The sequence below is a fragment of the Thermostichus sp. MS-CIW-41 genome, assembly GCF_054058915.1.
The window spans coordinates 1-25,206 of sequence record NZ_JBSSBO010000040.1 but is presented as its reverse complement, the minus strand read 5'-3'; the positions used below and the strand labels follow the sequence as shown (position 1 = coordinate 25,206).

Sequence of the window (25,206 nt, the reverse complement as noted above, 5' to 3'; positions counted from 1 at the left end):
GTCGGAAGCAGGAACCCGCCGAGACGACTGCGCAAGGAGCCATCCATGCGTAGCGTGGTAGGAATCTCCGGCCTTCAGGCCGGGGAGGATGTCAACGCCTTCCGCATACCCGAATATCGGCTGGAAACTCAGGGGCAATCAATCGTGTTGATTAACTGGTTGATTAACTGGAGACATTCCCCTGGTGCTCCCACTGGATCCCTAGAACAAGGGTGTTAGCAGACCAGGGCTTGCTGCCGTTGTCGCTGTTGGCGTTCTAGAGCTTCAAACAGGGCTTGAAAGTTGGCTTCGCCAAAGCCTGTGGCTCCACCCAATCGTTGGATGACCTCGAAAAAAAACGTGGGCCGACCAAACAGAGGCTGAGTGAAGGTTTGCAACAACAGGGGGGGGTGTGGGGAATCAGAAGCAGGCAAGGTGGCATCCAAAAGGAGCTGCTGCTCCACCAAGTCGTGCCAGGAGATGGCGGGGGGCAACCCACCAGAACGGAGTATTGCTCCAGAAGCCAGCTCCCTTGCCAGGTTTGTGTAGTACTCCGGTGGCACCTGCAGAAAGTTTACGCCTCCCTGTCGCAGCCGGCGCACACTGGCGAAGACATCTGAGCTGTGCAACGCCGCATGTTGCAGGCCAGGGCCATGATGGGCATCCAAAAACTCCTGGATCTGGGAAGCGGCACAGGTGGGCTCGTTGATGGCCAACTGGATCCCGGCTTCAGGATCTCCCACCACCACACTTTCTAGGCCAGAGGTGTTGGTGCGGATGCTATAGCGATACAGAGACCGCCAACCCAGCACCTGCTCATACCAATCCGCCGCTGTCTGCAGGGATCCCTGCTCCACGTTCAATACCAGGTGATCCCAGTGGGAAAACAGGTTCTCCTCAGCAGGGGCTGAATCGGGGATCCCTGAGCTGGGGATCAAAGAATGCCTGAGTCCATAAGGAGTGCGCAGGCACAGAGCAGGGCAGCCTTCGTCTTCTGCCGGGATCCACTCCACTTGGGCTCCTCGCCTCTGCAAAAGCTCTGCCAAGCCCAACAGCTCTTGCTCCTCCACCGCCAAGGCCACATCCACCACCCCAGGCGAATGTTGCTGCAAATAGCGATCCACCTCATCCCCGGCGTGAGCCGGCTGAGATAGGCGCAAGCGCAGGGATCCCTGACGCAGACAGAGGGTACTGCCGAGCTGTCCTTCCATTCGGAAGCCCCAAACCTGACAAAAGTGTTCCTGCCAACGGGGCAGATCCCAAAGATAGAAGTGCAGGTGATGGATCCCTTGGACGATTCGATTGGACTGGTTCATAGAGCAAGGCACTGCTAAGGCAAAGGCCGAGTATCCTGACGTTCTCACGGCAACAGACGACCTGGGCCGTCCTACCTCAGCATAGGCCCGCCATTTGCCGATGGAAAAGCGTAAAACAACGTTAAGAAGATATTAAAACAGCATTAAAAAATAGGATGAAAATAAGATTAAAAAATCACGCAACCGAAAATATCCTCAGAGCGCAAGGGACTAAAATTAAATCAGGCGAGGTGTATTTAGAACGCCTAAAAAAGAAACAGAAGAGTTGCTAAAAGCCCTTCGTAGGATCCCTATAAGCCTTGCAGAGATCTATTGGTTCTTTAGCTCTCTTTTGGAGCCTGCGTGGGGCAAAGGCCGGGGTGCTGCCTCGCCCTGTCGATAGATTATCAGGCGTAATAGCCGGGAGGATTGTTATGGTTGCCAGTGTGCAGCGTTCTGTAGCATCACCTACAGAATTGAAGGCGGAACCAAGGACAGGATCCAACGCAGCCGGTCAAAAAGTTTTGAGCGATTTTGCGCCGGGATCCTGGCAGCGCTCCATCGACGTCAGAGACTTTATTCAGCGCAATTACACCCCCTACACCGGTGATGAAACCTTCTTAGCTGCAGCCACCGAGCGCACCCAGCGGCTGTGGGCCAAGGTCAAGGATTTGATGGCTCTGGAGCGAGAGCGAGGGATCCTAGATGCCGATACCGCTGTTCCCTCTACCATCACCAGCCACGCCCCTGGCTATATCGACCCAGAGCTGGAACAGATTGTGGGGCTGCAGACGGACAAACCTCTGAAGCGGGCCATCATGCCCTTTGGCGGCATCCGCGTGGTGGAGTCTTCCCTCAAAGCCTATGGCTACGAGTTGGATCCCCGCACCAAGGAAATTTTTACCCAGTACCGCAAAACCCACAACGACGGCGTTTTTGACGCCTATACCGAAGAGATGCGCCGCTGCCGCCGCTCCGGGATCATCACCGGCCTGCCCGATGCCTACGGTCGGGGTCGCATCATTGGGGACTACCGGCGGGTGGCCCTCTACGGGGTGGATCGGCTCATCGAAGACAAGCAGGCCCAAAAAGCCAGTCTAGACCTGGACACGATGGACGAAGAGACCATCCGCCTGCGGGAGGAGCTCTCCGAGCAGATTAAGGCCCTACAAGAGCTGAAAGAGATGGGATCCCGCTACGGGTTTGACCTGGGCCGTCCGGCAGCCAACGCCCGCGAAGCCATCCAATGGCTGTACCTGGCCTACCTGGCAGCCGTCAAGGAGCAAAACGGGGCGGCCATGTCCTTGGGGCGGGTGTCCACCTTCCTGGACATCTACATCGAGCGGGATCTGCAGGCCGGGATCCTCACCGAGGAAGAGGCCCAGGAGCTCATTGACCACTTTGTTATGAAGCTGCGCATGGTCAGGTTTTTGCGCACGCCCGAGTACAACGAGCTATTCAGCGGGGATCCCACCTGGGTTACCGAGTGCATCGGCGGCATGGGCCTGGATGGGCGGCCTTTGGTTACCAAAACCAGCTTCCGCATGCTGCATACCCTCTACAACCTGGGGCCGGCGCCCGAGCCCAACTTGACCGTGCTCTGGTCGGAGCGGCTGCCGGAAGCCTTCAAGCGCTACTGCGCCAAGGTCTCCATTGAAACCAGCTCCATCCAGTACGAAAACGACGACTTGATGCGCCCCTACTGGGGGGATGACTACGGCATCGCCTGCTGTGTGTCGGCCATGCGCATCGGCAAGCAGATGCAGTTTTTTGGAGCGCGGGTGAACTTGGCCAAGTGCCTGCTCTATGCCATCAACGGCGGTCGGGATGAGATCTCCGGCGAGCAGGTGGCTCCTGCTTTCGCCCCCATCACCGCCGATGTCCTGGACTACGACGAGGTGTGGCCGCGCATGGCGCAGATGATGGCCTGGCTGGCCAAAACCTACGTCAACACCATGAACATCATCCACTACATGCACGACAAGTACTGCTACGAGCGCCTGGAGATGGCCCTGCACGACCGGGAGGTGCTGCGCACCATGGCCTTTGGGTTGGCCGGCCTGTCGGTAACAGCCGACTCCCTATCCGCCATCAAATACGCGCGGGTACGGGCCATCCGGGATGAGCGGGGCCTAGTGGTGGATTACGCGGTGGAGGGCGACTTCCCCAAATACGGCAACAACGACGACCGAGTTGACTCCATTGCGGTGCAACTGGTGCAGACCTTCATGGCCGAGCTGCGCAAGCACAAGACCTACCGCAATGCCATCCCCACCCAGTCCATCCTCACCATTACCTCCAACGTGGTCTACGGCAAGAAAACCGGCAACACCCCCGACGGGCGGCGAGCGGGCGAGCCCTTTGCCCCAGGGGCCAACCCCATGCATGGCCGGGACACCAAGGGGGCGGTGGCGTCGCTGGCTTCGGTGGCCAAGCTGCCCTACGACGACGCTCTGGATGGGATCTCCAACACCTTCTCGATTGTGCCGGCGGCCCTAGGTCGCACAGCGGAGGAGCGGGTTGCCAATCTAGTGGGGCTGCTGGATGGCTACATGCGGGATGGCGGTTTCCACCTCAACGTCAATGTTCTCAACCGCGAGACCCTGCTGCATGCCATGGAGCACCCGGAGCTCTACCCACAGCTCACCATCCGGGTTTCCGGCTATGCGGTGAACTTCATCAAGCTCACCCGCGAGCAGCAACTGGATGTCATTAACCGCACGTTCCATCAACACTGCTAAAAACAAGGCCGGGGATCCCTGAAGTCCGCCCATACCGGGGTCGATGGAAGGGATCCCCCATCGATAACCGAGGAGGCCCGATGATCATGACTGTTTGTAGCGCTGCGGATCTGGTCAGCCAGTATGCCTCAGGACGGCGCGATTTTCGGGAGATCGATTTGCAGGGGGCTGAGCTGCAGGGGATCCATTTGGCCGGTGCCGATCTCAGCTATGCCGATTTCAGTGGGGCCAACTTGGCGGGGGCTAATTTGCGGGGGTGCGATCTCAGTTTTGCCGACTTCAGCGGAGCTAACCTATCGGGAGCCGATTTGCGGGGATGTCTCCTCTTTGGCAGCAATTTCCGAGGGGCGCTCTTAGAAGGAGCCTTGTTGGATCACGCAGATTTCGATGCCTATACCCATTTCCCGAAGGATTTCGATCCCAAGGCCCACCGCCTGCACGGCATCACGGTGGATACCTCCGTGCCTAGCCCACACGACCCATCGGTCTGAGCTGGGTGGGATCCCCAAGCTGCCCTTTCGGCTTTTTATCCCCCTTTCTCCCTTCCAGCCAGGATAGCAGCGGTCTAGCTAAAAGACCCTAGGGATCTAAAAAAATCTAGTCCCAACCTAATCCAAAGAGAAATGGAAACTGTGTTCTATTTAACCTGAGTTAGCAATCTGGAAGAAAACCTCAAGATTGATTGATATTTTGCAAAAGTCATCCAGGATAAAAGTATGGATACCGTTATGAACCCCCTGACACCAATTGCTGGGCGCATTCACTCGGTGGAAACCTGTGGCACCGTCGATGGGCCAGGAATCCGCTTCGTAATTTTTACACAGGGTTGTCCACTTCGCTGTTTGTATTGCCACAACCCTGACTGTCGGGATCCGGAGGCGGGACAGCTTGTTACGGTTGAGTCTTTAATTGCCGAGATCCAACGTTACAAGAATTACTTGCGAGGGGGGGGAGTTACGGCTACCGGGGGAGAGCCTTTAATGCAACCCACCTTTGTAGCTGAGATCTTCCGTCGCTGTCATGAGTTGGGCTTGCACACGGCTTTGGATACTTCTGGCTATGGGCAACTGGAAGCAGCCAAGCCTGTGTTGGAGCATACAGATTTGGTGTTGCTGGATATCAAGTCTTATCTGCCGGAGCTGTATCGAAAGGTCACCGGCGTTTCGCTAGAACCCACTCTTAATCTGGCCCGCTATTTAGACCAGATCCACAAGCCCACCTGGATTCGTTTTGTGCTGGTTCCCGGCTTGACGGATCCCGAGGAAAACATTAAGGGTCTGGCCGAGTTTGTGGCCACCTTATCCAACGTGGAGCGGGTAGAAGTTTTGCCCTTTCACAAGATGGGGGAATACAAATGGCAGCAATTGGGATTGCCTTACACCCTTGCCGATGTCGATCCACCCACACCCGAACAGGTGAATCACGCCTTACAAATCTTTCGGGATCAAGGACTGGTGGCTATTTGACAATTCTGCAGTTGCGGCTTGGGTCAGCATAGCCAGGTCATGCTCAGATCCGAAGTGATTCACAGTTAATCTCTGCACCGTCTCCAGATTGGCCCTGAGCTGACTGGAATCCAAGTTGATCCCCAGGCTAACTTTACGGACTCTATGTGAACTGAAGAATACCCTAAGAGGAGGGATCCCCAATGGAAGTTTGCGTCACCTACCGCGATGGTGTTCAGTTCCAAGCGGAAAGCCGAGGGCACCGCATTCTCAGCGACCAGCCTTTGGACAATCACGGTCGAGATCAGGGAATGACGCCGCCGGAATGGTTTCTGGCTTCTCTGGGCGCCTGTGTTGGTTTTTATGCCGTCAAATATCTGGAAGCTCGGCAGTTGGATCCCAGTGGACTAGAGGTGGTGGTCACGGCGGAGAAAGTTGAGCATCCGGCTCGCCTAGACAACATTCACATTCGTGTAAAAACTGGGATCCCGCTGGACGGAAGGCATCAAAAGGGGCTGGAAAAAGCAGTTGATGCCTGCATCATTCACAATACGCTCACCCATCCCCCCACCCTGACCACCGAAATCCAAGTTCCTGCTCCTGTTGGCGCCTAGATTGCCATTCGGGTTATTCGACTATTTCCAACTATCCGATTGTCAATTGTTCCTATCGTCTAAGTCTTGATGAGTTTTGGAGGGATCCACCGATGCCAGTGACCCATCTAGCCGAGTTGGAAACCCTGATCCAACAGGTGAAGGCTGCTCAAGCTGAATATGCAACTTTCACCCAAGAACAGGTAGACCGGATTTTTCACAGAGCCGCTCTGGCTGCCAACAACGAACGGATCCCGTTGGCCAAGCTGGCGGTACAGGAAACCGGCATGGGTATTGTGGAGGACAAGGTGATCAAAAATCACTTTGCCTCGGAATACATTTACAACAAATACAAACACGAGAAAACCTGCGGGGTTATCGAGCGGGATGAGAGCTTTGGCTACGAGCGCATTGCTGAACCAGTAGGGCTTTTGGCAGGTATTGTGCCGGTAACCAACCCCACGTCAACGACCATTTTCAAGGCTCTGATCACCCTAAAAACCCGCAACGGCATTATCTTTTCTCCCCACCCGCGGGCTAAACAATGCACCATTGCCGCGGCCAAAGTGGTCAGAGAAGCTGCCGAGGCAGCGGGCGCTCCTGTGGGGTTGATCGGCTGGATCGATGAGCCCACCATCGAGCTGTCCCAGGCTTTGATGCAGCATCCTGAGGTGAAGCTGATCTTGGCTACCGGCGGGCCTGGCATGGTTAAAGCGGCCTACTCTTCGGGCCACCCGTCTTTGGGGGTGGGAGCGGGCAATACCCCGGCAGTGATCGATGCCAGTGCCGATATTCCCATGGCTGTCAGCTCGATTTTGTTGAGCAAGACCTTCGACAACGGCATGATCTGTGCCTCAGAACAGGCAGTGGTGGTGGTGGATGCCATCTACGAGCAGGTCAAGGCCGAGTTTCGCCATCGGGGGGCCTACATTTTGGATCTGGAACAAACCGAAGCCGTGCGCCGCATCCTTCTCAAAGACGGTCGCCTCAATCCGGCCATTGTGGGCCAGTCGGTGCAAACCATCGCCACCCTGGCCGGGATCCAGGTTCCCGAAGGCACCAAACTGCTGATTGGGGAAGTGGAGAAGGTGGGGCCGGAGGAGCCCTTCTCCTACGAAAAATTGGCCCCCATCTTGGCCCTCTACCGCGCCAACGATTTCCACAGCGCCGTAGATGTTGCTGTCCAACTGGTCAATTTCGGCGGGCGGGGACACACCTCTGTTTTGTATACAGATCCCGCCAATCGGGACGATATTGCCTACTTTGAAAATGCCCTGCAAACCGGTCGAGTCTTGATCAACACTCCCTCTTCACAAGGGGCCATTGGGGATCTCTACAACTTCAAGCTGGATCCCTCTCTGACTTTGGGCTGTGGCACTTGGGGAGGCAATTCGATCTCCGAGAATGTGGGGCCGCGCCACCTGCTCAACATTAAAACGGTAACCCAACGTCGGGAAAACATGCTCTGGTTTCGGATCCCGCCCAAGGTTTACTTCAAGCCCGGATGTCTGCCTATTGCTCTGCGGGAATTGGCCGGCAAAAAACGCGCCTTTTTGGTGACCGATAAGCCGCTCTTTGAGTTGGGCATATTGCATCCCATCACCCAGGTTTTGGATGAGATTCGCGTGAGCTGGGATGTGTACCACGATGTAGAGCCGGATCCCACCCTCAGCAACGTCAATCGCGGTCTGGAGCAGTTGCGCCAGTTTCAACCGGATGTGATTATTGCGGTCGGTGGGGGATCCCCGATGGATGCGGCCAAGGTGATGTGGCTGATGTACGAGCAGCCCCAGGTGGAGTTTGATGGCTTGGCGATGCGCTTTATGGACATCCGCAAGCGGGTTTACGAGCTGCCCCCACTGGGACAAAAAGCTCAGCTCATCTGCATCCCCACCACTTCCGGCACCGGCTCCGAGGTGACGCCCTTTGCCGTGGTGACCGATGACCGGGTGGGGATCAAATACCCGCTGGCGGACTACGCCCTCACCCCCACCATGGCCATTGTGGATCCGGATCTCACCCTCAAGATGCCCAAGAAGCTGACGGCTTACGGGGGTATCGATGCCCTCACCCACGCTCTGGAAGCCTATGTGTCGGTGATGGCCAGCGACTTTACCGATGGGCTGGCCCTGCAGGCCATCAAGCTCCTGATGACCTACCTGCCGCGGGCCTATGAAAAAGGTGCTGCAGATCCCGAAGCGCGGGAAAAAGTCCACTACGCCGCCACCATTGCCGGCATGGCCTTTGCCAACGCCTTTTTGGGGGTGTGCCACTCCCTGGCCCACAAGCTGGGATCCACCTTCCATCTGCCCCACGGCCTGGCCAATGCCCTGATGATTACCCACGTCATCCGCTACAACGCCACCGACGCCCCCTTTAAGCAGGCCATTTTTCCCCAATACCGCTATCCCAACGCCAAACACCGCTACGCGGAAATTGCCGATTACCTACAGTTGGGCGGGGCGGATGACGATGAAAAGGTCATGCGCCTCATCGAGGCCATCGAAGAGCTCAAGCGGAAACTGGGGATCCCGGCCACCATTCGCGAGGCCCTGGGGGAGAAAGAGCGGGAGTTTTACGACCGTCTGGAGGCGATGGCGGAGCAAGCCTTTGACGACCAATGCACCGGCGCCAACCCCCGCTATCCCCTCATTCAAGACATGAAGGAGCTGTACGTTTTGGCCTATCGGGGCTGCCGGGTGGATTCTGCTCTCTACCACCAGCCGGAACCAGTGTTGGCCTAAGGAGTAGGGTATGTGGCAACGACTGGATCCCAGTGTGGATATCTGGAGGGCCCGATCCCATCCCCTGAATCCCATTTTTCTGCCCCGTTCGGTGGCGGTGGTGGGGGCCACGGAGCGGGAGGGCAGCGTGGGGCGGACGGTGTTGTGGAACCTCATTAGCCACCCCTTTGGCGGCACGGTCTACCCGGTCAACCCCAAGCGGCACCAGGTGTTGGGGATCCGGGCCTACGAGCGGCTGTCCGCTCTGCCGGAGCCGGTGGATCTGGCCATTATCGCCATTCCGGCAGCGGGGGTGCCCAAGGTGGTGCAGGAGTGCGTAGAAGCCGGGGTCAAGGGCGCCATTGTTCTTTCAGCAGGCTTCAAGGAAACGGGCCCTGCTGGCTGGGAGCTGGAGAAGCAAATTCAGCAGACTATCCAATCGCGTCAGCGGGACGGAGTCCTTGGGAAGCTGCGCTTGATTGGCCCCAACTGCCTAGGGATCCAAAACCCTCACACAGGCTTAAATGCCACCTTTGCTGCCCAGATGGCCCGGCCCGGCAATGTGGGCTTCATCAGCCAAAGTGGGGCCCTGTGCACCTCGATCCTGGACTGGAGCCTGCAGGAAAATGTGGGCTTCAGCGCCTTTATCTCTCTGGGATCGATGCTGGATGTGGGCTGGGGAGACTTAATCGACTACTTGGGCGAGGATCCCCATACCCACAGCATTGTCTTGTACATGGAATCCATCGGGGATGCCCGCTCTTTTCTGTCCGCGGCCCGAGAGGTGGCCCTGAGCAAGCCCATCATTGTCATCAAGGCGGGGCGCACCCAGGCGGCAGCCCAAGCAGCCGCTTCCCACACGGGCTCCCTCACCGGCAGCGACGCAGTGTTGGATGCGGCCTTCCGCCGTTGCGGCGTGCTGCGGGTGGATCACATTGAAGATCTCTTCGACCTGGCGGAGGTGCTGGCCAAACAGCCCCGTCCTCAGGGCCCTCACCTGACCATCCTCACCAATGCCGGCGGGCCAGGGGTGCTGGCCACCGATGCCCTCATCCGCGCCGGGGGATCCCTGGCCCAGCTCTCCCCCCAAACCCTGGAGCAGCTTAACCAGCTCTTGCCCCCGCACTGGAGCCACGGCAATCCCATTGATATTTTGGGGGACGCAGATCCGGAGCGCTTTGCCCAAGTTTTGGAAGTGGTGTTGCGGGATCCCGGCAGCCAGGGTTGCCTGGTCATCCTCACCCCCCAAGCCATGACGGATCCCACGGCCACTGCCGAGAAAGTGGTGGAGACCTGGCGGCGCAGTGGATCCCGGCAGCCTATCCTGGCCAGTTGGATGGGGGGAGCTGGCGTGGATGCGGGCGAGCACATCCTCAACCAAGCCGGGATCCCCACCTACCGCTACCCGGATCAAGCGGCGCGGGTGTTCGGCTATTTGTGGCGATTTAGCTACAACCTCAAGGCCCTCTACGAAACCCCCACCCTGGCTCCCACCAGGCCAGTGGAGCAGGAAAAAGTGCAGCAAACCCTTGCCCAGGCGAGGCGGGAAGGCCGCACGCTTCTCACGGAGGTCGAATCTAAGGAAATCCTGGCCGCCTACGGGATCCCCGTGGTGCCGACGCGGGTGGCCGAGAGCCCCGAAGCAGCAGTGGAAGCTGCCGAGGCCATGGGTTACCCGGTGGTGGTGAAGCTCTACTCCCACACCCTCACCCACAAAACCGATGTGGGCGGCGTGCAGCTCAACCTGCCCGATGCTGAGGCGGTGCGCCGGGCCTTCGGGCAAATCCTCCGCAACGTCAGCGAGAAAGCGGGGCCGGAGTACTTCCAGGGGGTCACGGTGCAGCCGATGGTGGACACGGATGGCTATGAGCTGATCCTGGGGAGCAGCCAGGATCCCCAGTTTGGGCCGGTGTTGCTGTTTGGCAGTGGCGGACAACTGGTGGAGGTGTTTCAGGATCGCTCCATTGGCCTTCCCCCCCTCAACACCACCTTGGCCCGGCGTCTGATGGAAAACACCCTCATCTACAAAGCCCTCAGGGGGGTGCGCGGACGCCCAGCCGTCGATCTGGAGGCCCTGGAACAGCTCTTGGTGCGCTTTAGCCAACTGGTGGCCGAGCAGCGGGAGATTAAAGAGATCGACATCAATCCGCTGCTGGCTTCCAGCGAGGGCCTGCTGGCTTTGGATGCCCGCGTCATTTTGCGAACCGAGCAGGATCCCCAGGTGCCCTTGGCCATCCGCCCCTATCCCACCCAGTACATCTGGAGCTTCCGGGACGGCATCACCATTCGCCCCATTCGCCCTGAAGACGAGCCTTTGGTGATCGATTTTCACCGCCACGTCTCTGATTACAGCGTCTATCTGCGCTACTTCCACCCGATCAAATACAGCGCCCGCATCGCCCACGAGCGCCTTACCCGCATTTGCTTTAACGATTACGACCGCGAGATTGCCTTAGTAGCAGAAAAACAGGAGCCAGAGGCCAATCGCGTCAGCGGGACGAAGTCCTTAATCCTCGGCATCAGCCGCCTCTCCAGAAAACATGGCTTTCCCCAAGAAGCAGAGTTTGCCATGCTGGTGGCGGATCCCTACCAACGGCAAGGGATTGGCACAGAGCTGTTGACCCGCCTCATTCAGGTGGCCCGCTGCGAAGGGATCCAGCACCTCACCGGCGAGGTTCTTTGCGAAAACGAGGCCATGCGCCGCCTGTGTCAGCGGCTGGGGTTTCAGTTGCGCCCTTCTCCAGAGGATCCTGGCATTCTCAAGGCCACGCTGGATCTCGCTGTCGATGCGGCGATCCCCACCCCCTGTCCTGCCTAGGGATCCTTAAATAAAAACGGTTTGCCGACCGGCTTACCGTAGAATAGGAACAAGGGCCTGCTCCTTCCGCCTACAGCAAGCGGAGCCCCTCTGTCGGAGAGAGGCTGGGGGCGAGGGCGGCCCGAGGTTTTGAGGACGGCTATGGAGGTTACAAAGACAGGCGGGATCCAGAGGCTGCTGGCGAGCGGGGGACGGTGGCTGGGGATGGGATCCCTGCTGCTCTGCCTTCTGCTTGGCCTTGGCGGCTGTGGCCGAGGGGGAGGATTGCAGGGGGAAGTCAGGATCCTCCTCGCTTCTTTTGCGGTGACGCGGGATGCCTACCGGCAGATCATCCCTGCTTTTGAGGCCGATTGGCTGGCGAAAACGGGGCAACGGGTGCGCGTAGAAAGCAGCTACGGCGGCTCAGCAACGCAATCGCGGGCAGTTATTGACGGGCTGGATGCCGATGTGGTGGCCTTGGCCCTGGCTTTGGATGTGGAGCGCCTCGTGGCTGCCGGTCTCATTCAGCCGGGGTGGGAAGCCCGCACCCCCAACCAAGGGATCGTCACCCGCTCGGTGGCGGTGATTGTGACGCGGGAAGGCAACCCCCAGGGGATCCGCTCTTGGCCGGATCTGGCTCGGCCAGGCTTGCAGGTGGTTACCGCCAACCCCAAAACCTCAGGGGGCGCCCGCTGGAACTTTTTAGCCCTCTGGAGCGCTGTCCCTGAACCTCAGGCCCTGGCCTTCACCACCCAGGTCTACAAAAATGTCCGCATTTTGCCGCGGGACTCGCGGGAGGCCACCGATGTTTTTTTCCAGAAAGGGCAAGGGGATGCCCTGCTCACCTACGAACATGAGGTGATCCTGGCGGGCTTGCGCGGCCAATCCCTGTCCTATGTGGTGCCCGACCCCAACATTTCCATCGACAACCCCGTAGCCGTGGTGGATGCCAATGTGGATCGCAAAGGTACCCGTGCCGTGGCCGAAGCCTTTGTGGACTACCTATTCACCCCAGAAGCGCAGCGGGCTTTTGCCGAGGTGGGCTTTCGCCCGGTGGAGCCGACGGTGGCCCAAGAGTTTGCCTGGCGGTACCCTCCTGTTGAGAAGCTGGTTACCGTCGCCGACCTGGGAGGCTGGGAGGTTGTCCAAAGCCGCTTTTTTGCCGATGGGGCCTTGTTTGACCGCATCCAAGCTCAGTTGTAGGGAGTCTCCCTTGTTTTGGATCCCCGTTCAAGTTATCCTGGGAGCTGTATCAACGGTTTGTTGACAGGTTTACCGTAGATTAGCCGCGGGTTTAACTTCCCTCACCCTCTCCAGAAGACTCAGCCGGCAACCATCCAGCAACTTCTCAGGCAAACCACTAGCTAGGCAGAACCTATGGGTATCACCATCGAAGGGGTATCGAAGCGTTTTGGGCAGTTTCAGGCCCTTCACCCCACCGATCTCACCATTCCCACGGGATCCCTGGTTGCCCTCTTGGGGCCATCGGGTTCTGGCAAATCCACCCTGCTGCGCCTGATTGCCGGCCTAGAAAAGCCGGATACGGGGCGGATTTCCCTCACCGGGCGGGATGCTACCCATGCCAGCGTCCAGGAGCGCAACATTGGTTTTGTTTTTCAGCACTACGCCCTGTTCAAGCACATGACGGTGCGGCAGAACATCGCCTTTGGCTTGGAGATCCGCAAGGCTTCACGGGCCGAGATTCGGGCACGGGTGGATGAGCTGTTGGAGCTGGTGCAGCTATCGGGGTTCGGGGATCGCTACCCCTCCCAGCTTTCGGGGGGGCAGCGGCAGCGGGTGGCCCTGGCCCGCGCTCTGGCGGTGGAGCCGCAGGTGTTGCTGTTGGATGAGCCCTTTGGGGCCCTGGATGCCAAAGTCCGCAAAGAGCTGCGCAAGTGGTTGCGGCGCCTGCACGATGAGGTGCATGTGACAACGGTATTTGTAACCCATGATCAAGAGGAAGCCATGGAGGTGGCGGATCAGATCGTGGTGATGAACCAGGGGCGGATCGAACAGGTGGGATCCCCGGCAGAAATCTATGACCATCCAGCTACACCCTTTGTGATGAGCTTTGTCGGCCCGGTCAACGAGCTTTCTCCCCGCTCCCAACTCTTTTGCCAGCTTCCCGAGGTGCAGGCCGGCCCGCATCAGCTTTTTTTGCGCCCCCACGATGTGCAGATTGAGGTCAACCCCGGCAGCAGTGGTGTTTCTGCCCGCGTTAAGGAGATCATCCACCTGGGTCGGGAGATTCAGGCGGAGCTGATTCTTAGCGATGGCGGATCCCTGTGGGCCCATCTCAGCCGCGAGCAATATGCCAACCAACCCCTGCAGGTGGGGCAGCAGGTCTATGTGCGCCCCAAGGTGGTGAAAGCCTTTCCCGTCAAAAAAACCGAGATGACCGCAATGCCGGTGGGAGCTTGAGAAACGTTGCTGCAAGCTTTGTCTCAACTGTCTTGGCCGTGGCGGCTGACCCTGGGCTATCTCTTCTTGATGTTGATTCTGCCGCTGGCTGCCTTGATTGCCAAGTCCAGCAGCGTGGGCTGGGCGGAGTTTTGGCGGATCGCGACGGATCCCGTGGCCCTCTCCGCCTATGAAGTTACTTTTGTAACCGCGTTGCTGGCGGCCCTGATCAACGGCGTGATGGGCACTTTGACCGCTTGGGTGCTGGTGCGCTACGCCTTCCCCGGCAAAAAGCTTCTCGAGGGGTTGATCGATCTGCCGTTTGCTTTGCCCACCGCCGTGGCTGGCCTCACCCTGGCAACGGTTTACAGCAGCAACGGCTGGATTGGATCCCTTTTGGCCCCCTTGGGGATCCGCATCTCCTTTACCCGCTTGGGGGTGGGGGTGGCGATGCTGTTTATTTCTTTTCCCTTTGTGGTGCGGACGGTGCAGCCGGTGTTGCAGGAGCTGGAGAAAGATGTGGAAGAGGCAGCCTGGAGTTTGGGGGCTTCCCGCTTTCAGACCTTCCGGCGCGTGGTGCTGCCCCAGATTCTGCCGGCAGTGCTCACCGGGGTGGCCCTGGGGTTTTCCCGCGCCGTGGGGGAATACGGCTCTGTGGTGATCATCGCTTCCAGCATTCCCTTTCGGGACTTGATTGCGGCGGTGCTGGTGATTCAGCGGCTGGAACAACACGACTATGCTGGGGCAACCGTGATCGGAACGGTGATGTTGGGGATCTCTTTCCTGTCGCTGGTGGTAATTAATCTTCTGCAAGCCTGGGGAAGCCGCCATGAAACCTAAGGGGGTATCGGGTGTCAAGCCGGAGCCATCGACAAACCCTTGGCTGTCGGGCCTGTTGATCGGGATCGTCGGGCTTTACATCGCGCTGCTGCTCGGGATCCCGGTGGTGAACATCTTCTATCAGGCGTTTCGAGAAGGGATCCCAGCCTTTCTCCATCGCCTGACAGAGCGGGAGTTGCTCAGTGCCCTGCGGTTGACGGTGCTAACCGCCCTGGTCGTTGTGCCCCTCAATACCTTTTTCGGCCTCTGTGCTGCCTTGGCCATTGCTCATCGGCGTTTTCCGGGGCGGGCGCTGCTGCTGAGCCTGATCGATCTGCCCTTTTCCATTTCCCCGGTGGTGGCTGGCCTAATGCTGGTGCTCATCTTCGGGCGTCAGGGTTGGCTGGGATCCTGGAACTTGCGGGTTATCTTTGCATTTCCGGGCATTGTGTTGGCAACGGCTTTCATCACCCTTCCTTTTGTGGCGCGGGAAGTGTTGCCGGTGTTGGAGGAGGCAGGCACCGACCAGGAAGAAGCCGCCAAAACGCTGGGGGCGACCCCCTGGCAGATCTTCTGGAGAATCACCCTGCCCAACATCCGCTGGGGCCTTCTGTACGGCGTCATCTTGACCAATGCCCGCGCCATGGGGGAGTTCGGCGCTGTGGCTGTGGTTTCCGGCAACATCATTGGCCGCACCCAGACCTTGCCCCTGTTCGTGGAAGATGCCTACCGCAGTTATGCCACCGGCTCAGCCTATGCGGCGGCGGTGGTGCTCTCCTTGCTGGCGGTGGTAACCCTAGTGGCTAGGGAGTTCCTTGAGCGGGGATCCCATTCCCGCCGGATCTTTTGATCCGTCAGGGTGTGGATCAGACGGGCTCGGTGAGGATCTCTGGCAGACAAACCTTAGTGCCCCCCAGGCCGCAGTAGCCGCGCGGATTCTTGGCCAGATATTGCTGGTGGTAGTCTTCGGCGTAGTAAAACTCAGGCGCGTCTAAGATCTCGGTGGTGATCTGGCCGTAGCCGTGGGCGGTCAGGGCCTGCTGATAGAGATCGCGGGTTTTTTCCGCCAGCTCCCGCTGCGCCGGAGAATACACATAGATGCCGGAGCGGTATTGGGTGCCCACATCATTGCCTTGGCGCATCCCCTGGGTAGGGTCGTGATTTTCCCAAAACACCTTCAGCAGTTGGGCATAGCTGACCTGAGCTGGGTCGTAAACCACCCGCACCACCTCGTTGTGGCCAGTCAGGCCAGTACAGACCTCTTCATAGGTGGGGTTGGGGGTAAACCCGCCAGCGTAGCCCACCGCTGTGCTGAACACCCCTGGCACCTGCCAAAACTTGCGCTCTGCCCCCCAGAAGCAGCCCATGCCGAACATGGCCAGCTCCATGCCCTCGGGAAAAGGCGGCTGCAGCGGATGGCCATTGACAAAATGCCGATTCACGATCACCATCGGCTCGGCCCGGCCCGGCAAGGCTTCTTCCGGTTTGGGCAGGGACAGTTTCTTGCCAAGTTTGCCAAAGCCAAAGAGCACCATAGGGACAGCCCGATACATTCGTTAACACTTACCAGCCTAGCTCAGTTGGCTCCTCATGTGTTGGAAAAATCCTTGATCGGGTCAGCTCACCGATTCAAAAGCCCCCAGCCGCTTGGCCACTAGCAGATAAACGATCATGATCCCCATCGGCACAACCGTGAAGGCTGCCGCCAAGGGAATGTTGCCAGAGGTGCCCTGAAAGGCGAGAACTGCCTGCCCGATGAAATAGCTGGAATTGCCCAGAGAATAGGGCACCACAAAATCTCCTAGCGTTAAGGAAAAGGTAAAGACCGACCCGGCCAGGATCCCTGGCAAGGCGAGGGGAAGAGTAACATGGCGGAACGTTTGCCAACCCTGAGCTCCCAAATCTGCAGAAGCCTCAATTAAGCTATCAGGCACTCGCTCCAAAGCCGCCTGGATCGGCAGAATCATATAGGGCAGCCAAACATAGAGAAACACCAAGAAAATACCCAAGTTGGATACAGCCAGCGATGGCCCACCGATCCCGGGCAACTGCAAAATCTTTTCCACCCATCCCTGTAGGCCCACATGGGTGAGTAGATAGGTGAGGATCCCTTCTTTAGCCAAGATCAACTTCCAGGCATAAACCCGAATCAAATAACTAGACCAAAGCGGTAGGAGCACCAACAAATACAAAAAGCCCTTCCAGCGAGGAGAGGCCAGTCTGACCATGGTATAAGCCAGAGGAAAAGCCAACACAATTGCAGCTAGGGTCACTGCCAAAGCCATAGTCAAGCTGCGGACAAAGATATCCACGCTGGCAGGAGTGAGCAGCTCCCGATAGGTGGCCAAAGTCAACTTTCTCAGGATCAGGCCGGTAAAGGGATCCAGATGATAAAAACTTTGCAGCAGCAGCGCCAGCAGCGGCCCCAAGTAAAAGACCAGTAACCAAATGAGAGGTGGCCCCAACAGAATGGCAAGGATGAGCGTCGGGTGATGATAGAGGAATCCAAACAGATCGGGTTTATCGGTTATCTGAGTTGTTTTAGCCATGGCCAGGCAGGCATGAAGATCAGCTTTTCATTCCCTCTTTTTGGTGTTATTGGAATTGTAGGTCGACGAGCCAATAGAATTCAACAGAATTGGGATTGAGAAAGTGCGAACAGGCAAGAGGGATTGGCTTGTCTACACCTGCCGGCGGGTATCCTTTGAGGGAAAACGGCAATCAGAAGATGCCGGTATGGTCATTTCGACTCAAACTAGGACACTGCACCCACACCTAAAACATTGGTCGCGTCGTCGCGTCAGCGCTGCGGAGCAATAATGCATGGGGCCATAAGGCTTTTCTCGTATAGCCCAGGTGTCTCACTCTAGCCTAAACGACCATATCTTGCTTGGCGGGAAGTGGAGGGCCATCGTAGACAGGGATCCTTTGAACCTTTTGGGGGCATTGGGAGTCAGACAAAGCAAGGTTGAGAACAAGGGAGCGTCCTCTCGTGCAGGCGGCAAAGGATACATCCGATTGGGAGCTGATCCAGCGCTGCCTCAACGGCGACAGCCAGAGCTTTCGCCAACTCTACCGCAAATACCAGCAGTCGGTACGGAATATCCTCTATCCCTTGTGTGGAGCCGATCTTTTGGATGACCTGGTACAGGAAGTGTTTATTCGCGCCTGGAAAGGGTTGCCTCGGTTTCGCGGCTCGGCCCAGTTTTCCACTTGGCTGTATCGCATCTGCTGGAATGTGGCCTCAGATCAGCGACGGCGCTGCGCCCGGCAACACTCCCAAACCCAAAACCTGGCCCTCGGATCGGATATCGCTCACCCTGGCCCCGACCTGATGCACTTGCACTACCAACAGGCTCTACAGCGAGGCATGGCCCAGCTCAGCCCCGAACACAGAATGGTTCTGATTCTGCACGACCTAGAAGATCTGCCCCAGAAAGAAATCGCCGAGATTTTAGGGATCCCGGTGGGAACGGTGAAGTCCCGGCTGTTTCACGCCCGTGCCACCATCCGTCAACACCTACTTCAGGAGGGCATTACCCCATGAGTGAGCACCCCAACCCCCTAGCAGACGAGCGGCTGCGCCACTTTTTGCGTCAATATCGCCCCCTCCCTCCCCCTGCGGCCTCTGGGCTGGAGGAGCAGATCCTTCAAGTTGTGGCGACTCATCCACTTCATGGCCGGCTCAAGCACCCTTGGCGTTGGGTTGGCATCTCCCTTTTGGCGGGCGCTTTGCTGGGCTGGATTGGCTATCAGCGCTGGCAGGTACAGGTGGTGGCCCAGGAGACCGAAGCCCTAGAAAGTTTTTTGGTGAGCACTTGGGGAAGCTTGCTGAGCCCAGAGGGAACAGAAACCGAAACTTGGTGGATAGAACGCGATCCAGAGGGATCCTAAATCCATCAGCCTCACGAATATCCCCCTTCATTGACCATTACACCGCTGAGACTTCTGAGACCTTGGTCAGATTCTTAGAAAAAGCCTGCAAAGAACCATGAGAAATGCTTGGATTTGGATCCCCATTTTGCCACTCTACCTGGGATCCCTGGGTGAACCGGTGATGGGCCAACCCCGCCCCCTGCGAATGATGGATTTGCGCCGCCCCTTTGCTCGCAATTTGCGGGAGCTGAACCTCTCCGACGAGCAGTTGCGGCAATTGCAGCAGATCCGCCACCGCAAACAGGAAGAGTTGTTGGAGCGCATTTTGGAGTTGAGGGCAGCCCGCGGTCGATTGCGGGAGTTGCTGGTCGGCGATGCCCCTGAGTCAGAAGTGGCAGCTCAATTTCAGCGGGTACAACAGCTAAGCCAAGAAGTAAATGCCAAACGTTTTGAGGCAGTTCTGGAAATGCGACAGGTCCTCAGCTCAGAACAGCGGCAACACCTGCTGAAAATTCTCGAAGAGGCCGCTCCATTTTAATTGGATGGCTGGTTGGTATGAGCTGTTATGGTCATTTAAACAGGAATGAAACATTTCCGCCTGGCTCCCCTCTTCCTCTGAGAGAAGGGGTGAAGGCAGTGGCAGGGAGCGTTTGGGGAGTGTCTCAACCTAGCTTGAAATGACTATAACAAGGCGCTTAAATATCCAGGGCAACAATGACAGGGGCATGATCGCTGGGTTTTTCGGCCCGCCGTGGCTCAACATCGATCCAGCAAGCGGTGGCTTTCTCCTGTAGCTCACGAGACAAATAATGATGATCAATGCGCCAGCCGCGATTCCTTTGAAACCCCCCCGAGCGATAGTCCCACCAGCTAAAATGGCCGGGATCTGGGGTGAACCTGCGAAACGCATCTTCAAACCCTAAAGCCAGGATCTCCTGCAGGGCTTGTCGCTCCGGTTCGGAAGCCATGATTTCTCCCGCTTTTTGGGGATCATAAATATCCCGATCTTCCAGGGCAATGTTAAAGTCCCCGCAGAGCAGGATGGGATCCCCTTGGCTCAGGGCAACGGCGAGGTAATCCTTCAGCGTGGCTAGCCAGCGCAATTTATAGGCGTATTTTTCCGATCCCACCTCAGAACCGTTGGGCACATAAAGGTTGAGAATACGGATCCCGCGGTAGATGGCGCTCATCAGCCGCTTTTGCTCGTCCAAATCTGCCGCCGCAGGCAGCAGCGCACCAAACCCCCGTTCTACCTTTTCCGGGGGATCCCGGCTGATCAGAGCCACACCGTTGTAGGACTTTTGCCCGTAGACCTCCACATGAAAGCCCCGCTCCTGAAAGGCCGCCCGGGGAAAGTCTTCATCCACCACCTTAGTCTCCTGCAGGCAGAGCACATCCAGGGATCCCTGGCTGTCCAGCCAAGCCAAAACCTGAGGCAGCCGGGTGCGAATGGAGTTGACATTCCAGGTAGCCACTTGCATGAGGGATCCCGCTCACTCCACCAAGGCCCTTCCTCGGATTTGGGCCAGCCGCTCCGCATCCAGTACCTCACCCTCAGTGTAGTAGCCGGCAGCTTTTTTGGCCTCGATCTCCACACGGGCATCCGCCGGGATCAGCTCTTCTGGGATGGGCACCCGCTGCAGAACCTCAATGCCGGAGTTGGTGATGGCTCGATACTTGAGGTCGCTCATGGAAATCAGGCGATCGATTCGGGTTATGCCCAGCCAATGGAGCACATCCGGCATCAACTCCTGAAACCGGATGTCTTGCACCCCTGCCACACACTCGGTACGGGTGAAGTAGGCATCGGCCCGATCCCCTCCTTCCTGGCGCTTGCGGGCGTTGTAGACCAAAAATTTGGTCACCTCCCCCAAGGCGCGGCCTTCTTTGCGCAGGTACACAATCACCCCGGCTCCACCGGCCTGGGCCGTCTTAACGCATTCCTCAATGCCATGCACCAGGTAGGGGCGGCAGGTGCAAATATCCGAGCCAAACACATCGGAACCATTGCATTCGTCGTGAACCCGCACCGCCAGGGGCAAAGCCGGGTCGGTGATGGCGGCCACTTGCCCGATGATGTACACCGTCTGGCCACCGATGGGCGGCAAAAACACCGATAGGTCTGGACGGGTCACCAATTCTGGAAACATGCCTCCCGTTTGCTCGAAGAGGGTGCGGCGCAGCAGGCTTTCGCTCACCTGCAATCGTTTGGCGATCCCCGGCAGGTACCAGACCGGCTCGATTGCGGCTTTGGTGACCACCAGGCTGCCGTTGTCTTTGAGGATCCGGCCATCCACCCGTAACCGCCCTTTGTTGACCGCCTCCTGCAGTTCGGGCATGTGGATGTGGGCCTGGGTAATGGCAATGGTGGGACGAATATCGTAGCCCTGGGCATAGAGGGGGGCAAAGACTTCTCCCACAACCGCTCCCCAGGGATCCAAAGACACAATCCGGTCTGGATCTGATACATTTACGCTGAACACTGCTGAACATCACTGTTCAACTATGCAGCGATAGCATTCTGTTTGTTTCCATTCGCGTTAGCGGGACGGAGTCCAAACAGAATGGCGGTATCCCGCAAAGCTTTGAGTAGAATACCCAAAGCGCAGTTTCCGTGTCGTCTTACTACCAATTTTCTGCTTTGCTTTGGCTACCATGTTGGCAGACTCGAAAGTAAACAGAAAGATCAACTGGTGGTAATCCGTACTGAACATATTATACATTATTTTCAGTATAGTTGAGCTTATTATTGACTAGAGTCATGCTCCCCAGCTTGGGTGAGGGCCAATCGACACCACCGGGGCAGTATGGGTTAAATCGGCGCGGTGATCCGCCTGCAAAGAGCCACTGGCCACAGCCAATGCTCGGTAAACAGCGTAGGCTCCCGCATGGGTGCCGATGACATTGCGATGGGCAAGATTGGTCAGGCTACCCACCACCGGCCCCCGCTGCAGTGGATCCAAGGATCCCCAGCGAATCGGCTGGGCTTGCGTCCCATAAGGGGAGGGATGGGAGGTGAGAACAATGTGATGAGGACGGGAGGAAGGTTCGCTCATGGTCCTCAAATGCCTGGAAAATGGAAGAATCTGGAGAAAACAGAATTATAGGCGATCCCCAGCCGTTTCCAGAGAGCTTGCCCCTTCTTTTGGGGTGCCTAGACAACGATTTTGGCCAAACCCAAGGGGCGGATCCCTGCCGGCGAAACCTCGACCCGATAGGGCAACATCTCTACCCCGACCTGCAGGGCCTCACGAAACAGACGGGCATAGCGGGGATCCCGTTCTTCGCCGGGGGCAAACTCGGTGCAATCGGCGCGATTGATCCAGTACATCAGCAGAGCCCGCTGCCCCTGTTGGCGGATCTGGATCAGATCTTCCAAGTGTTTTTGGCCGCGGGTGGTCACCGTATCGGGAAACAGCGCGCGGGATCCCACAGCCCAGGTGGTATTCTTCACCTCCAAATAGGCCGAGCCAGCGTCTCCTGTCAGCAGAAAGTCGATTTTGCTCTTGCCGCAGGTCACCTCCCGTTGCCGGCGGGAAAATCCTGCCAACTGGGGAAACCACCCTCGCTCCAGCCCCCAGTCCACCAGGCGATTGGGCAAGCTGGTGTTGATCCCCACCCATACTCCATCCACCTGGATCATCTCCCAGGTGTAGGCCAGTTTCCGTTTCGGCTCCGGGTGATGGGAGAGGTACACAGGTGCCCCCACCTGACAGACCCCACTCATCGGCCCCGTGTTGGGGCAATGGGCGATGATCTGTTGCCCGTTTTCCAGCTCCACATCGGCCAAAAACCGCTTGTAGCGGCTGCGCAGCACCCCTCTGTGCAAGGGGCTCGAAAAGCGGTAAGGCACCGGCCCATCCCCGCACTCCATCCCCAAAGCCTCTCCTTTCGTAGGTATTTTTCTTTAGGATTTTGGAAATCTTCTCCGGGGATCGTCTCTCCTGCGCTAGGGTAAATCATGTGTCCCAAGGCTTGGGGCAGCCTTTTACGGCTTTTTCCGACTTCATGGGAATTCTGCAGATCACTCTGGGAAGCAGTAAGATCCCTATCGCACAAGAGAGGCGTCTGCATTAGCTGTAGTCAGTGCTGCCGGAAAGAGCTGTATTGGCGATTAAACCCATTTAACACCTCTTTTTTCTGCCCTTTTGTCAAAACTTGGAGAAGAAAACCCGAATGCTGCGTCTTGATCCTGATCCCGGCTTTCAGCCTGCGGATCCCTTGCAGGACAACCGTGGGCGTGTGGCCATATTCATCGACGGGTCTAATCTGTTCTACGCCGCTCTGCAACTGGGCATTGAGATCGACTACACCCGCCTGCTGAAGACGCTGAGTGGTCGGTCGCCCCTTTTGCGCTCTTTTTTCTACACCGGCGTCGATCGCAACAACGAAAAGCAGCAGGGGTTTTTGCTCTGGATGCGCCGCAATGGCTACCGCGTGGTTACCAAAGAGCTAACCCAGTTGCCCGATGGATCCAAGAGAGCCAACCTGGATGTGGAAATTGCCGTGGATATGCTGTCGCTGGTGCGCTGGTATGAGACGGCTGTGCTGGTGAGCGGCGATGGAGACTTGGCCTATGCGGTCAATGCCGTTAGCTACCAAGGGGCACGAGTGGAGGTGGTCAGCTTGCGTTCCATGACCAGCGATCAACTGATCAACTTGGCGGATCGCTACATCGACCTGGAATCCATCAAAGACCAAATTAAGAAAACCAACCGTCCCTCCTCCGCCTACCTGTACCGACCGGGGTTCACCGCCGATGAGGAGGACGAGGGATAACTTTCCCTCCCCCACAGGGAGAAGGGAAAGCAGAGCAACAGGGGGCTTACTGGGCTTTCCAATTTGAAGGGATCCCTTGCAGCAGGTAAACCGGGTTCAGGGGGGCAAAGCGGGTGCCCTCGGCCAGGACGGCAGAGCGGGAGATCTGAACGTGATCTACTCGAACTTGCCAGCCCCGAGAACGCAGCCATTGCAGGGCTTCACTGCAGGTTTCTAGGGTAGCGAAGTTGGCCACTAAGATCCCTCCAGGCCGCAGGCGGGCTTCCACCACCGGCAGCAGGTCGCGGATCCCTTTGCCGCCGCCGCCCAGCACCACCCGATCTGGGTCGGGCAAGTTGGCCAACACTTGGGGGGCTGCCCCCGGGATCACCTGCAGGTTCTCTGGGCCAAAGCGTTGCCGGTTGCGCCGAATCAGACAGATGCCCATGGCGTTGCGCTCGACAGCATAGACCTGGAGCCGAGAAGAGAGGCGGGCTATTTCGATGGCCACCGAGCCGGTGCCGGCACCGATATCCCACACCACGCCCTCTTGGGGGAGCTGCAGGGATCCTAAGGTGAGCAGGCGGATGGGCTGCTTGGTGATCAAGCCGGGCTGGTCGGGAAAGGTGTAGAACTGGTCGTCCGGGATCCCGACCAAAGGCCAGCGATGGGGATCTGGCTCCGGTTCTACCCGTCGCAGCACCACCACGTTGGGGTTGGAGAAGGATGAATTCTGACCTTCCTGGAGGGGCACGATCTGCTCTTGAGGGGATCCCAGTTGACTACAGACCCAGGCTTGGTAACGCACCGGCAGCCGCAGGTCGGCAATGAACTGGGCCAAGACGGTCGGTGTATGCTCCGGATCGGTGAGCACCACGATCACAGGGGATCCCTGCTTGAGAACGGCTTCCAACCGCTCCACTCCCCGCCCGTGCAGGCTGAGGATGGTCGCCTCCTGCCAGGGGATCTGCAGGCGGTTCAGGGCCAGCTGCACCGAGCTCACCTGCGGATAGAAGGCCAACCGCTCCGCTGGGAAATACTCCGTCAACAGCCGCCCGATCCCGAAAAAAAGCGGATCCCCGCTGGCCAACAAGACCAGGGATCCCTGAGCCATCTCCTGCTGCAAAAGTGGGATCCAACTTTCCACTGGCCCGGTGAGCGGGATCTTGCGGGCCGGATGATCGGTAAAGTGCCGGAGCAGATGAGGGGCTCCTGCCAAAACCCTGGCTTGGGAAAGGGGGGGGATCCCCCAGGAAGCCACAGAGCCATCCCCCGCTACCCCTACGACCGCAAGCTGAGGTGACCGCCCAGGTGCTGCCGTAGCCATTTAACGTTCGACAGGTGGGTGGTATTGGCGCATGTGATTGAGAAAATCCAGTCGCAGCTCCGCCACTTCCCGTTGCATTTCCCGCATCTCCCGAATAAAGCTGAGTTGAGCCTCGATCAGGCGGCCATCGCGCTCCCGAAATTGCTCCATCATCATGGCTTGCGCTTCCCTCAGTTCGGCAAACCCAGCCTGCATATCTCGGCGGCACTCCTGTATGGCCACCTCCAGCTCGTCTCCCCGCTCTTCGTTCTGTCGAATCCGCTCCTGGTTCTGTTGGATCAACGCCCTGATCTCCTGGATTTCGGTCTGGAGTTGGGCTTCCATAGCCTGCCGCTCGGCCCGCATTTCGGCCATCTGGGCCTCAAAGCGCTCGGCAGATCGTTGCTGTTCAGCCCGGATCTCGGAGATTTGGGCTGCAAAGGCCTGCCGCATCTCAACCATCTGAGCCTCAAA

The 25,206-nt window shown here is 58.0% G+C and carries 22 protein-coding genes and 2 pseudogenes; 15 read left to right on the top strand and 9 right to left on the bottom strand.

Translation table 11 applies throughout. The features are described from left to right. Positions 1-219 (top strand): hypothetical protein (locus ACVWXE_RS11145; RefSeq protein ID WP_457490333.1); only part of this gene is annotated, 219 nt, incomplete at its 5' end. On the opposite strand, the gene ACVWXE_RS11140 is transcribed toward ACVWXE_RS11145, so the two are convergent. Then, positions 216-1,295: a VOC family protein gene (locus ACVWXE_RS11140; RefSeq protein WP_457490332.1), complete on the bottom strand. Its 1,080-nt coding sequence runs from the start codon at positions 1,293-1,295 to the stop codon at positions 216-218. The two genes, ACVWXE_RS11145 and ACVWXE_RS11140, sit on opposite strands and share 4 nt — an antisense overlap. Before the next feature lie 413 nt (positions 1,296-1,708). On the opposite strand from ACVWXE_RS11140, the gene pflB reads away from it, so the two are divergent. From pflB to cysW, 10 genes are all read left to right on the top strand, one after another. After that, positions 1,709-4,015, top strand: coding sequence for a formate C-acetyltransferase (pflB, locus tag ACVWXE_RS11135; protein ID WP_457490331.1), 2,307 nt, complete (start codon positions 1,709-1,711; stop codon positions 4,013-4,015). A gap of 80 nt (positions 4,016-4,095) precedes the next feature. Beyond that, entirely contained in the window at positions 4,096-4,506 is a 411-nt protein-coding gene (locus ACVWXE_RS11130) for a pentapeptide repeat-containing protein (protein ID WP_457388059.1), read from the top strand. Between the two features lie 225 nt (positions 4,507-4,731). After that, a complete protein-coding gene (gene pflA / locus ACVWXE_RS11125; RefSeq protein WP_414415746.1) occupies positions 4,732-5,481 on the top strand; it encodes a pyruvate formate-lyase-activating protein in 750 nt (249 codons plus the stop codon). 182 nt (positions 5,482-5,663) lie between these two features. Next, positions 5,664-6,074 (top strand): OsmC family protein, encoded by a 411-nt coding sequence (locus tag ACVWXE_RS11120; protein WP_414343934.1) that lies wholly within the window; start codon positions 5,664-5,666, stop codon positions 6,072-6,074. A gap of 92 nt (positions 6,075-6,166) precedes the next feature. Continuing rightward, a complete protein-coding gene (adhE, locus tag ACVWXE_RS11115) occupies positions 6,167-8,797 on the top strand; it encodes a bifunctional acetaldehyde-CoA/alcohol dehydrogenase (protein WP_457490330.1) in 2,631 nt (876 codons plus the stop codon). Between the two features lie 10 nt (positions 8,798-8,807). Continuing rightward, positions 8,808-11,594, top strand: a complete 2,787-nt coding sequence (locus ACVWXE_RS11110) for a bifunctional acetate--CoA ligase family protein/GNAT family N-acetyltransferase (RefSeq protein WP_457490329.1) — start codon at positions 8,808-8,810, stop codon at positions 11,592-11,594. Between the two features lie 141 nt (positions 11,595-11,735). Further along, positions 11,736-12,776, top strand: a complete 1,041-nt coding sequence (locus ACVWXE_RS11105) for a sulfate ABC transporter substrate-binding protein (RefSeq protein ID WP_457490328.1) — start codon at positions 11,736-11,738, stop codon at positions 12,774-12,776. Between the two features lie 174 nt (positions 12,777-12,950). Beyond that, positions 12,951-13,994, top strand: coding sequence for a sulfate/molybdate ABC transporter ATP-binding protein (locus ACVWXE_RS11100; RefSeq protein WP_414343938.1), 1,044 nt, complete (start codon positions 12,951-12,953; stop codon positions 13,992-13,994). A gap of 6 nt (positions 13,995-14,000) precedes the next feature. Beyond that, positions 14,001-14,813, top strand: coding sequence for a sulfate ABC transporter permease subunit CysT (cysT, locus tag ACVWXE_RS11095; RefSeq protein WP_011431904.1), 813 nt, complete (start codon positions 14,001-14,003; stop codon positions 14,811-14,813). Continuing rightward, positions 14,803-15,642, top strand: coding sequence for a sulfate ABC transporter permease subunit CysW (gene cysW / locus ACVWXE_RS11090; RefSeq protein WP_414389084.1), 840 nt, complete (start codon positions 14,803-14,805; stop codon positions 15,640-15,642). Before cysT ends, cysW begins: the two co-directional genes overlap by 11 nt. A 16-nt stretch (positions 15,643-15,658) precedes the next feature. Here the strand turns inward: cysW and msrA are convergent, their stop codons facing one another. Together msrA and ACVWXE_RS11080 are read right to left on the bottom strand one after the other, a co-directional pair. Further along, the gene (msrA, locus tag ACVWXE_RS11085; RefSeq protein WP_414330118.1) at positions 15,659-16,327 is read right to left on the bottom strand and encodes a peptide-methionine (S)-S-oxide reductase MsrA; all 669 of its coding nucleotides are present in this window, start codon (positions 16,325-16,327) and stop codon (positions 15,659-15,661) included. An 81-nt stretch (positions 16,328-16,408) separates the two neighbouring features. Beyond that, positions 16,409-17,341, bottom strand: a complete 933-nt coding sequence (locus tag ACVWXE_RS11080) for an ABC transporter permease (RefSeq protein WP_457490327.1) — start codon at positions 17,339-17,341, stop codon at positions 16,409-16,411. A gap of 443 nt (positions 17,342-17,784) precedes the next feature. Here ACVWXE_RS11080 and ACVWXE_RS11075 point away from each other — a divergent pair, with 443 nt between their 5' ends. From ACVWXE_RS11075 to ACVWXE_RS11065, 3 genes are all read left to right on the top strand, one after another. Continuing rightward, positions 17,785-18,339, top strand: a complete 555-nt coding sequence (locus tag ACVWXE_RS11075; RefSeq protein WP_457490326.1) for a sigma-70 family RNA polymerase sigma factor — start codon at positions 17,785-17,787, stop codon at positions 18,337-18,339. Further along, positions 18,336-18,686 carry a hypothetical protein gene (locus ACVWXE_RS11070; RefSeq protein ID WP_414343942.1) on the top strand — a complete coding sequence of 117 codons (351 nt, stop codon included), beginning with the start codon at positions 18,336-18,338 and terminating at the stop codon, positions 18,684-18,686. Before ACVWXE_RS11075 ends, ACVWXE_RS11070 begins: the two co-directional genes overlap by 4 nt. Before the next feature lie 97 nt (positions 18,687-18,783). After that, positions 18,784-19,206: a Spy/CpxP family protein refolding chaperone gene (locus ACVWXE_RS11065; RefSeq protein ID WP_414343944.1), complete on the top strand. Its 423-nt coding sequence runs from the start codon at positions 18,784-18,786 to the stop codon at positions 19,204-19,206. Between the two features lie 157 nt (positions 19,207-19,363). On the opposite strand, the gene xth is transcribed toward ACVWXE_RS11065, so the two are convergent. The 4 genes and pseudogenes from xth to sfsA form a co-directional block, all read right to left on the bottom strand. Beyond that, positions 19,364-20,149 carry an exodeoxyribonuclease III gene (gene xth, locus ACVWXE_RS11060; RefSeq protein WP_457490325.1) on the bottom strand — a complete coding sequence of 262 codons (786 nt, stop codon included), beginning with the start codon at positions 20,147-20,149 and terminating at the stop codon, positions 19,364-19,366. A gap of 12 nt (positions 20,150-20,161) precedes the next feature. Then, positions 20,162-21,130, bottom strand: a pseudogene (locus ACVWXE_RS11055) (GTP cyclohydrolase II); the annotation flags it as partial. A 297-nt stretch (positions 21,131-21,427) separates the two neighbouring features. Then, positions 21,428-21,724, bottom strand: coding sequence for a hypothetical protein (locus tag ACVWXE_RS11050; RefSeq protein ID WP_457490324.1), 297 nt, complete (start codon positions 21,722-21,724; stop codon positions 21,428-21,430). A gap of 98 nt (positions 21,725-21,822) precedes the next feature. Continuing rightward, on the bottom strand, positions 21,823-22,542 hold the full coding sequence (sfsA, locus tag ACVWXE_RS11045; RefSeq protein WP_457490323.1) for a DNA/RNA nuclease SfsA: 720 nt from the start codon (positions 22,540-22,542) through the stop codon (positions 21,823-21,825). A 302-nt stretch (positions 22,543-22,844) separates the two neighbouring features. Between sfsA and ACVWXE_RS11040 the strand changes: the two genes are divergently transcribed. Then, positions 22,845-23,447 carry a LabA-like NYN domain-containing protein gene (locus ACVWXE_RS11040; protein ID WP_414332504.1) on the top strand — a complete coding sequence of 201 codons (603 nt, stop codon included), beginning with the start codon at positions 22,845-22,847 and terminating at the stop codon, positions 23,445-23,447. 46 nt (positions 23,448-23,493) lie between these two features. Here the strand turns inward: ACVWXE_RS11040 and cbiE are convergent, their stop codons facing one another. Together cbiE and ACVWXE_RS11030 are read right to left on the bottom strand one after the other, a co-directional pair. Then, positions 23,494-24,753, bottom strand: a complete 1,260-nt coding sequence (cbiE, locus tag ACVWXE_RS11035) for a precorrin-6y C5,15-methyltransferase (decarboxylating) subunit CbiE (RefSeq protein WP_414416313.1) — start codon at positions 24,751-24,753, stop codon at positions 23,494-23,496. After that, positions 24,754-25,206: pseudogene (locus ACVWXE_RS11030) on the bottom strand (hypothetical protein); the annotation flags it as partial. It lies immediately after the preceding gene.

Excerpts from the sequence above, each read along its gene's own strand:
- xth (WP_457490325.1), bottom strand. The coding sequence starts at position 20,149 with ATGCAAGTGGCTACCTGGAATGTCAACTCCATTCGCACCCGGCTGCCT.
- pflB (WP_457490331.1), top strand. The coding sequence starts at position 1,709 with ATGGTTGCCAGTGTGCAGCGTTCTGTAGCATCACCTACAGAATTGAAG.
- ACVWXE_RS11140 (WP_457490332.1), bottom strand. The coding sequence starts at position 1,295 with ATGAACCAGTCCAATCGAATCGTCCAAGGGATCCATCACCTGCACTTC.
- ACVWXE_RS11050 (WP_457490324.1), bottom strand. The coding sequence starts at position 21,724 with ATGAGCGAACCTTCCTCCCGTCCTCATCACATTGTTCTCACCTCCCAT.
- cysW (WP_414389084.1), top strand. The coding sequence starts at position 14,803 with ATGAAACCTAAGGGGGTATCGGGTGTCAAGCCGGAGCCATCGACAAAC.
- ACVWXE_RS11100 (WP_414343938.1), top strand. The coding sequence starts at position 12,951 with ATGGGTATCACCATCGAAGGGGTATCGAAGCGTTTTGGGCAGTTTCAG.
- msrA (WP_414330118.1), bottom strand. The coding sequence starts at position 16,327 with ATGGTGCTCTTTGGCTTTGGCAAACTTGGCAAGAAACTGTCCCTGCCC.
- cbiE (WP_414416313.1), bottom strand. The coding sequence starts at position 24,753 with ATGGCTACGGCAGCACCTGGGCGGTCACCTCAGCTTGCGGTCGTAGGG.
- sfsA (WP_457490323.1), bottom strand. The coding sequence starts at position 22,542 with ATGGAGTGCGGGGATGGGCCGGTGCCTTACCGCTTTTCGAGCCCCTTG.
- ACVWXE_RS11080 (WP_457490327.1), bottom strand. The coding sequence starts at position 17,341 with ATGGCTAAAACAACTCAGATAACCGATAAACCCGATCTGTTTGGATTC.
- ACVWXE_RS11040 (WP_414332504.1), top strand. The coding sequence starts at position 22,845 with ATGCTGCGTCTTGATCCTGATCCCGGCTTTCAGCCTGCGGATCCCTTG.
- pflA (WP_414415746.1), top strand. The coding sequence starts at position 4,732 with ATGGATACCGTTATGAACCCCCTGACACCAATTGCTGGGCGCATTCAC.
- ACVWXE_RS11065 (WP_414343944.1), top strand. The coding sequence starts at position 18,784 with ATGAGAAATGCTTGGATTTGGATCCCCATTTTGCCACTCTACCTGGGA.
- adhE (WP_457490330.1), top strand. The coding sequence starts at position 6,167 with ATGCCAGTGACCCATCTAGCCGAGTTGGAAACCCTGATCCAACAGGTG.
- ACVWXE_RS11120 (WP_414343934.1), top strand. The coding sequence starts at position 5,664 with ATGGAAGTTTGCGTCACCTACCGCGATGGTGTTCAGTTCCAAGCGGAA.
- ACVWXE_RS11130 (WP_457388059.1), top strand. The coding sequence starts at position 4,096 with ATGATCATGACTGTTTGTAGCGCTGCGGATCTGGTCAGCCAGTATGCC.
- ACVWXE_RS11070 (WP_414343942.1), top strand. The coding sequence starts at position 18,336 with ATGAGTGAGCACCCCAACCCCCTAGCAGACGAGCGGCTGCGCCACTTT.
- ACVWXE_RS11105 (WP_457490328.1), top strand. The coding sequence starts at position 11,736 with ATGGAGGTTACAAAGACAGGCGGGATCCAGAGGCTGCTGGCGAGCGGG.
- ACVWXE_RS11110 (WP_457490329.1), top strand. The coding sequence starts at position 8,808 with ATGTGGCAACGACTGGATCCCAGTGTGGATATCTGGAGGGCCCGATCC.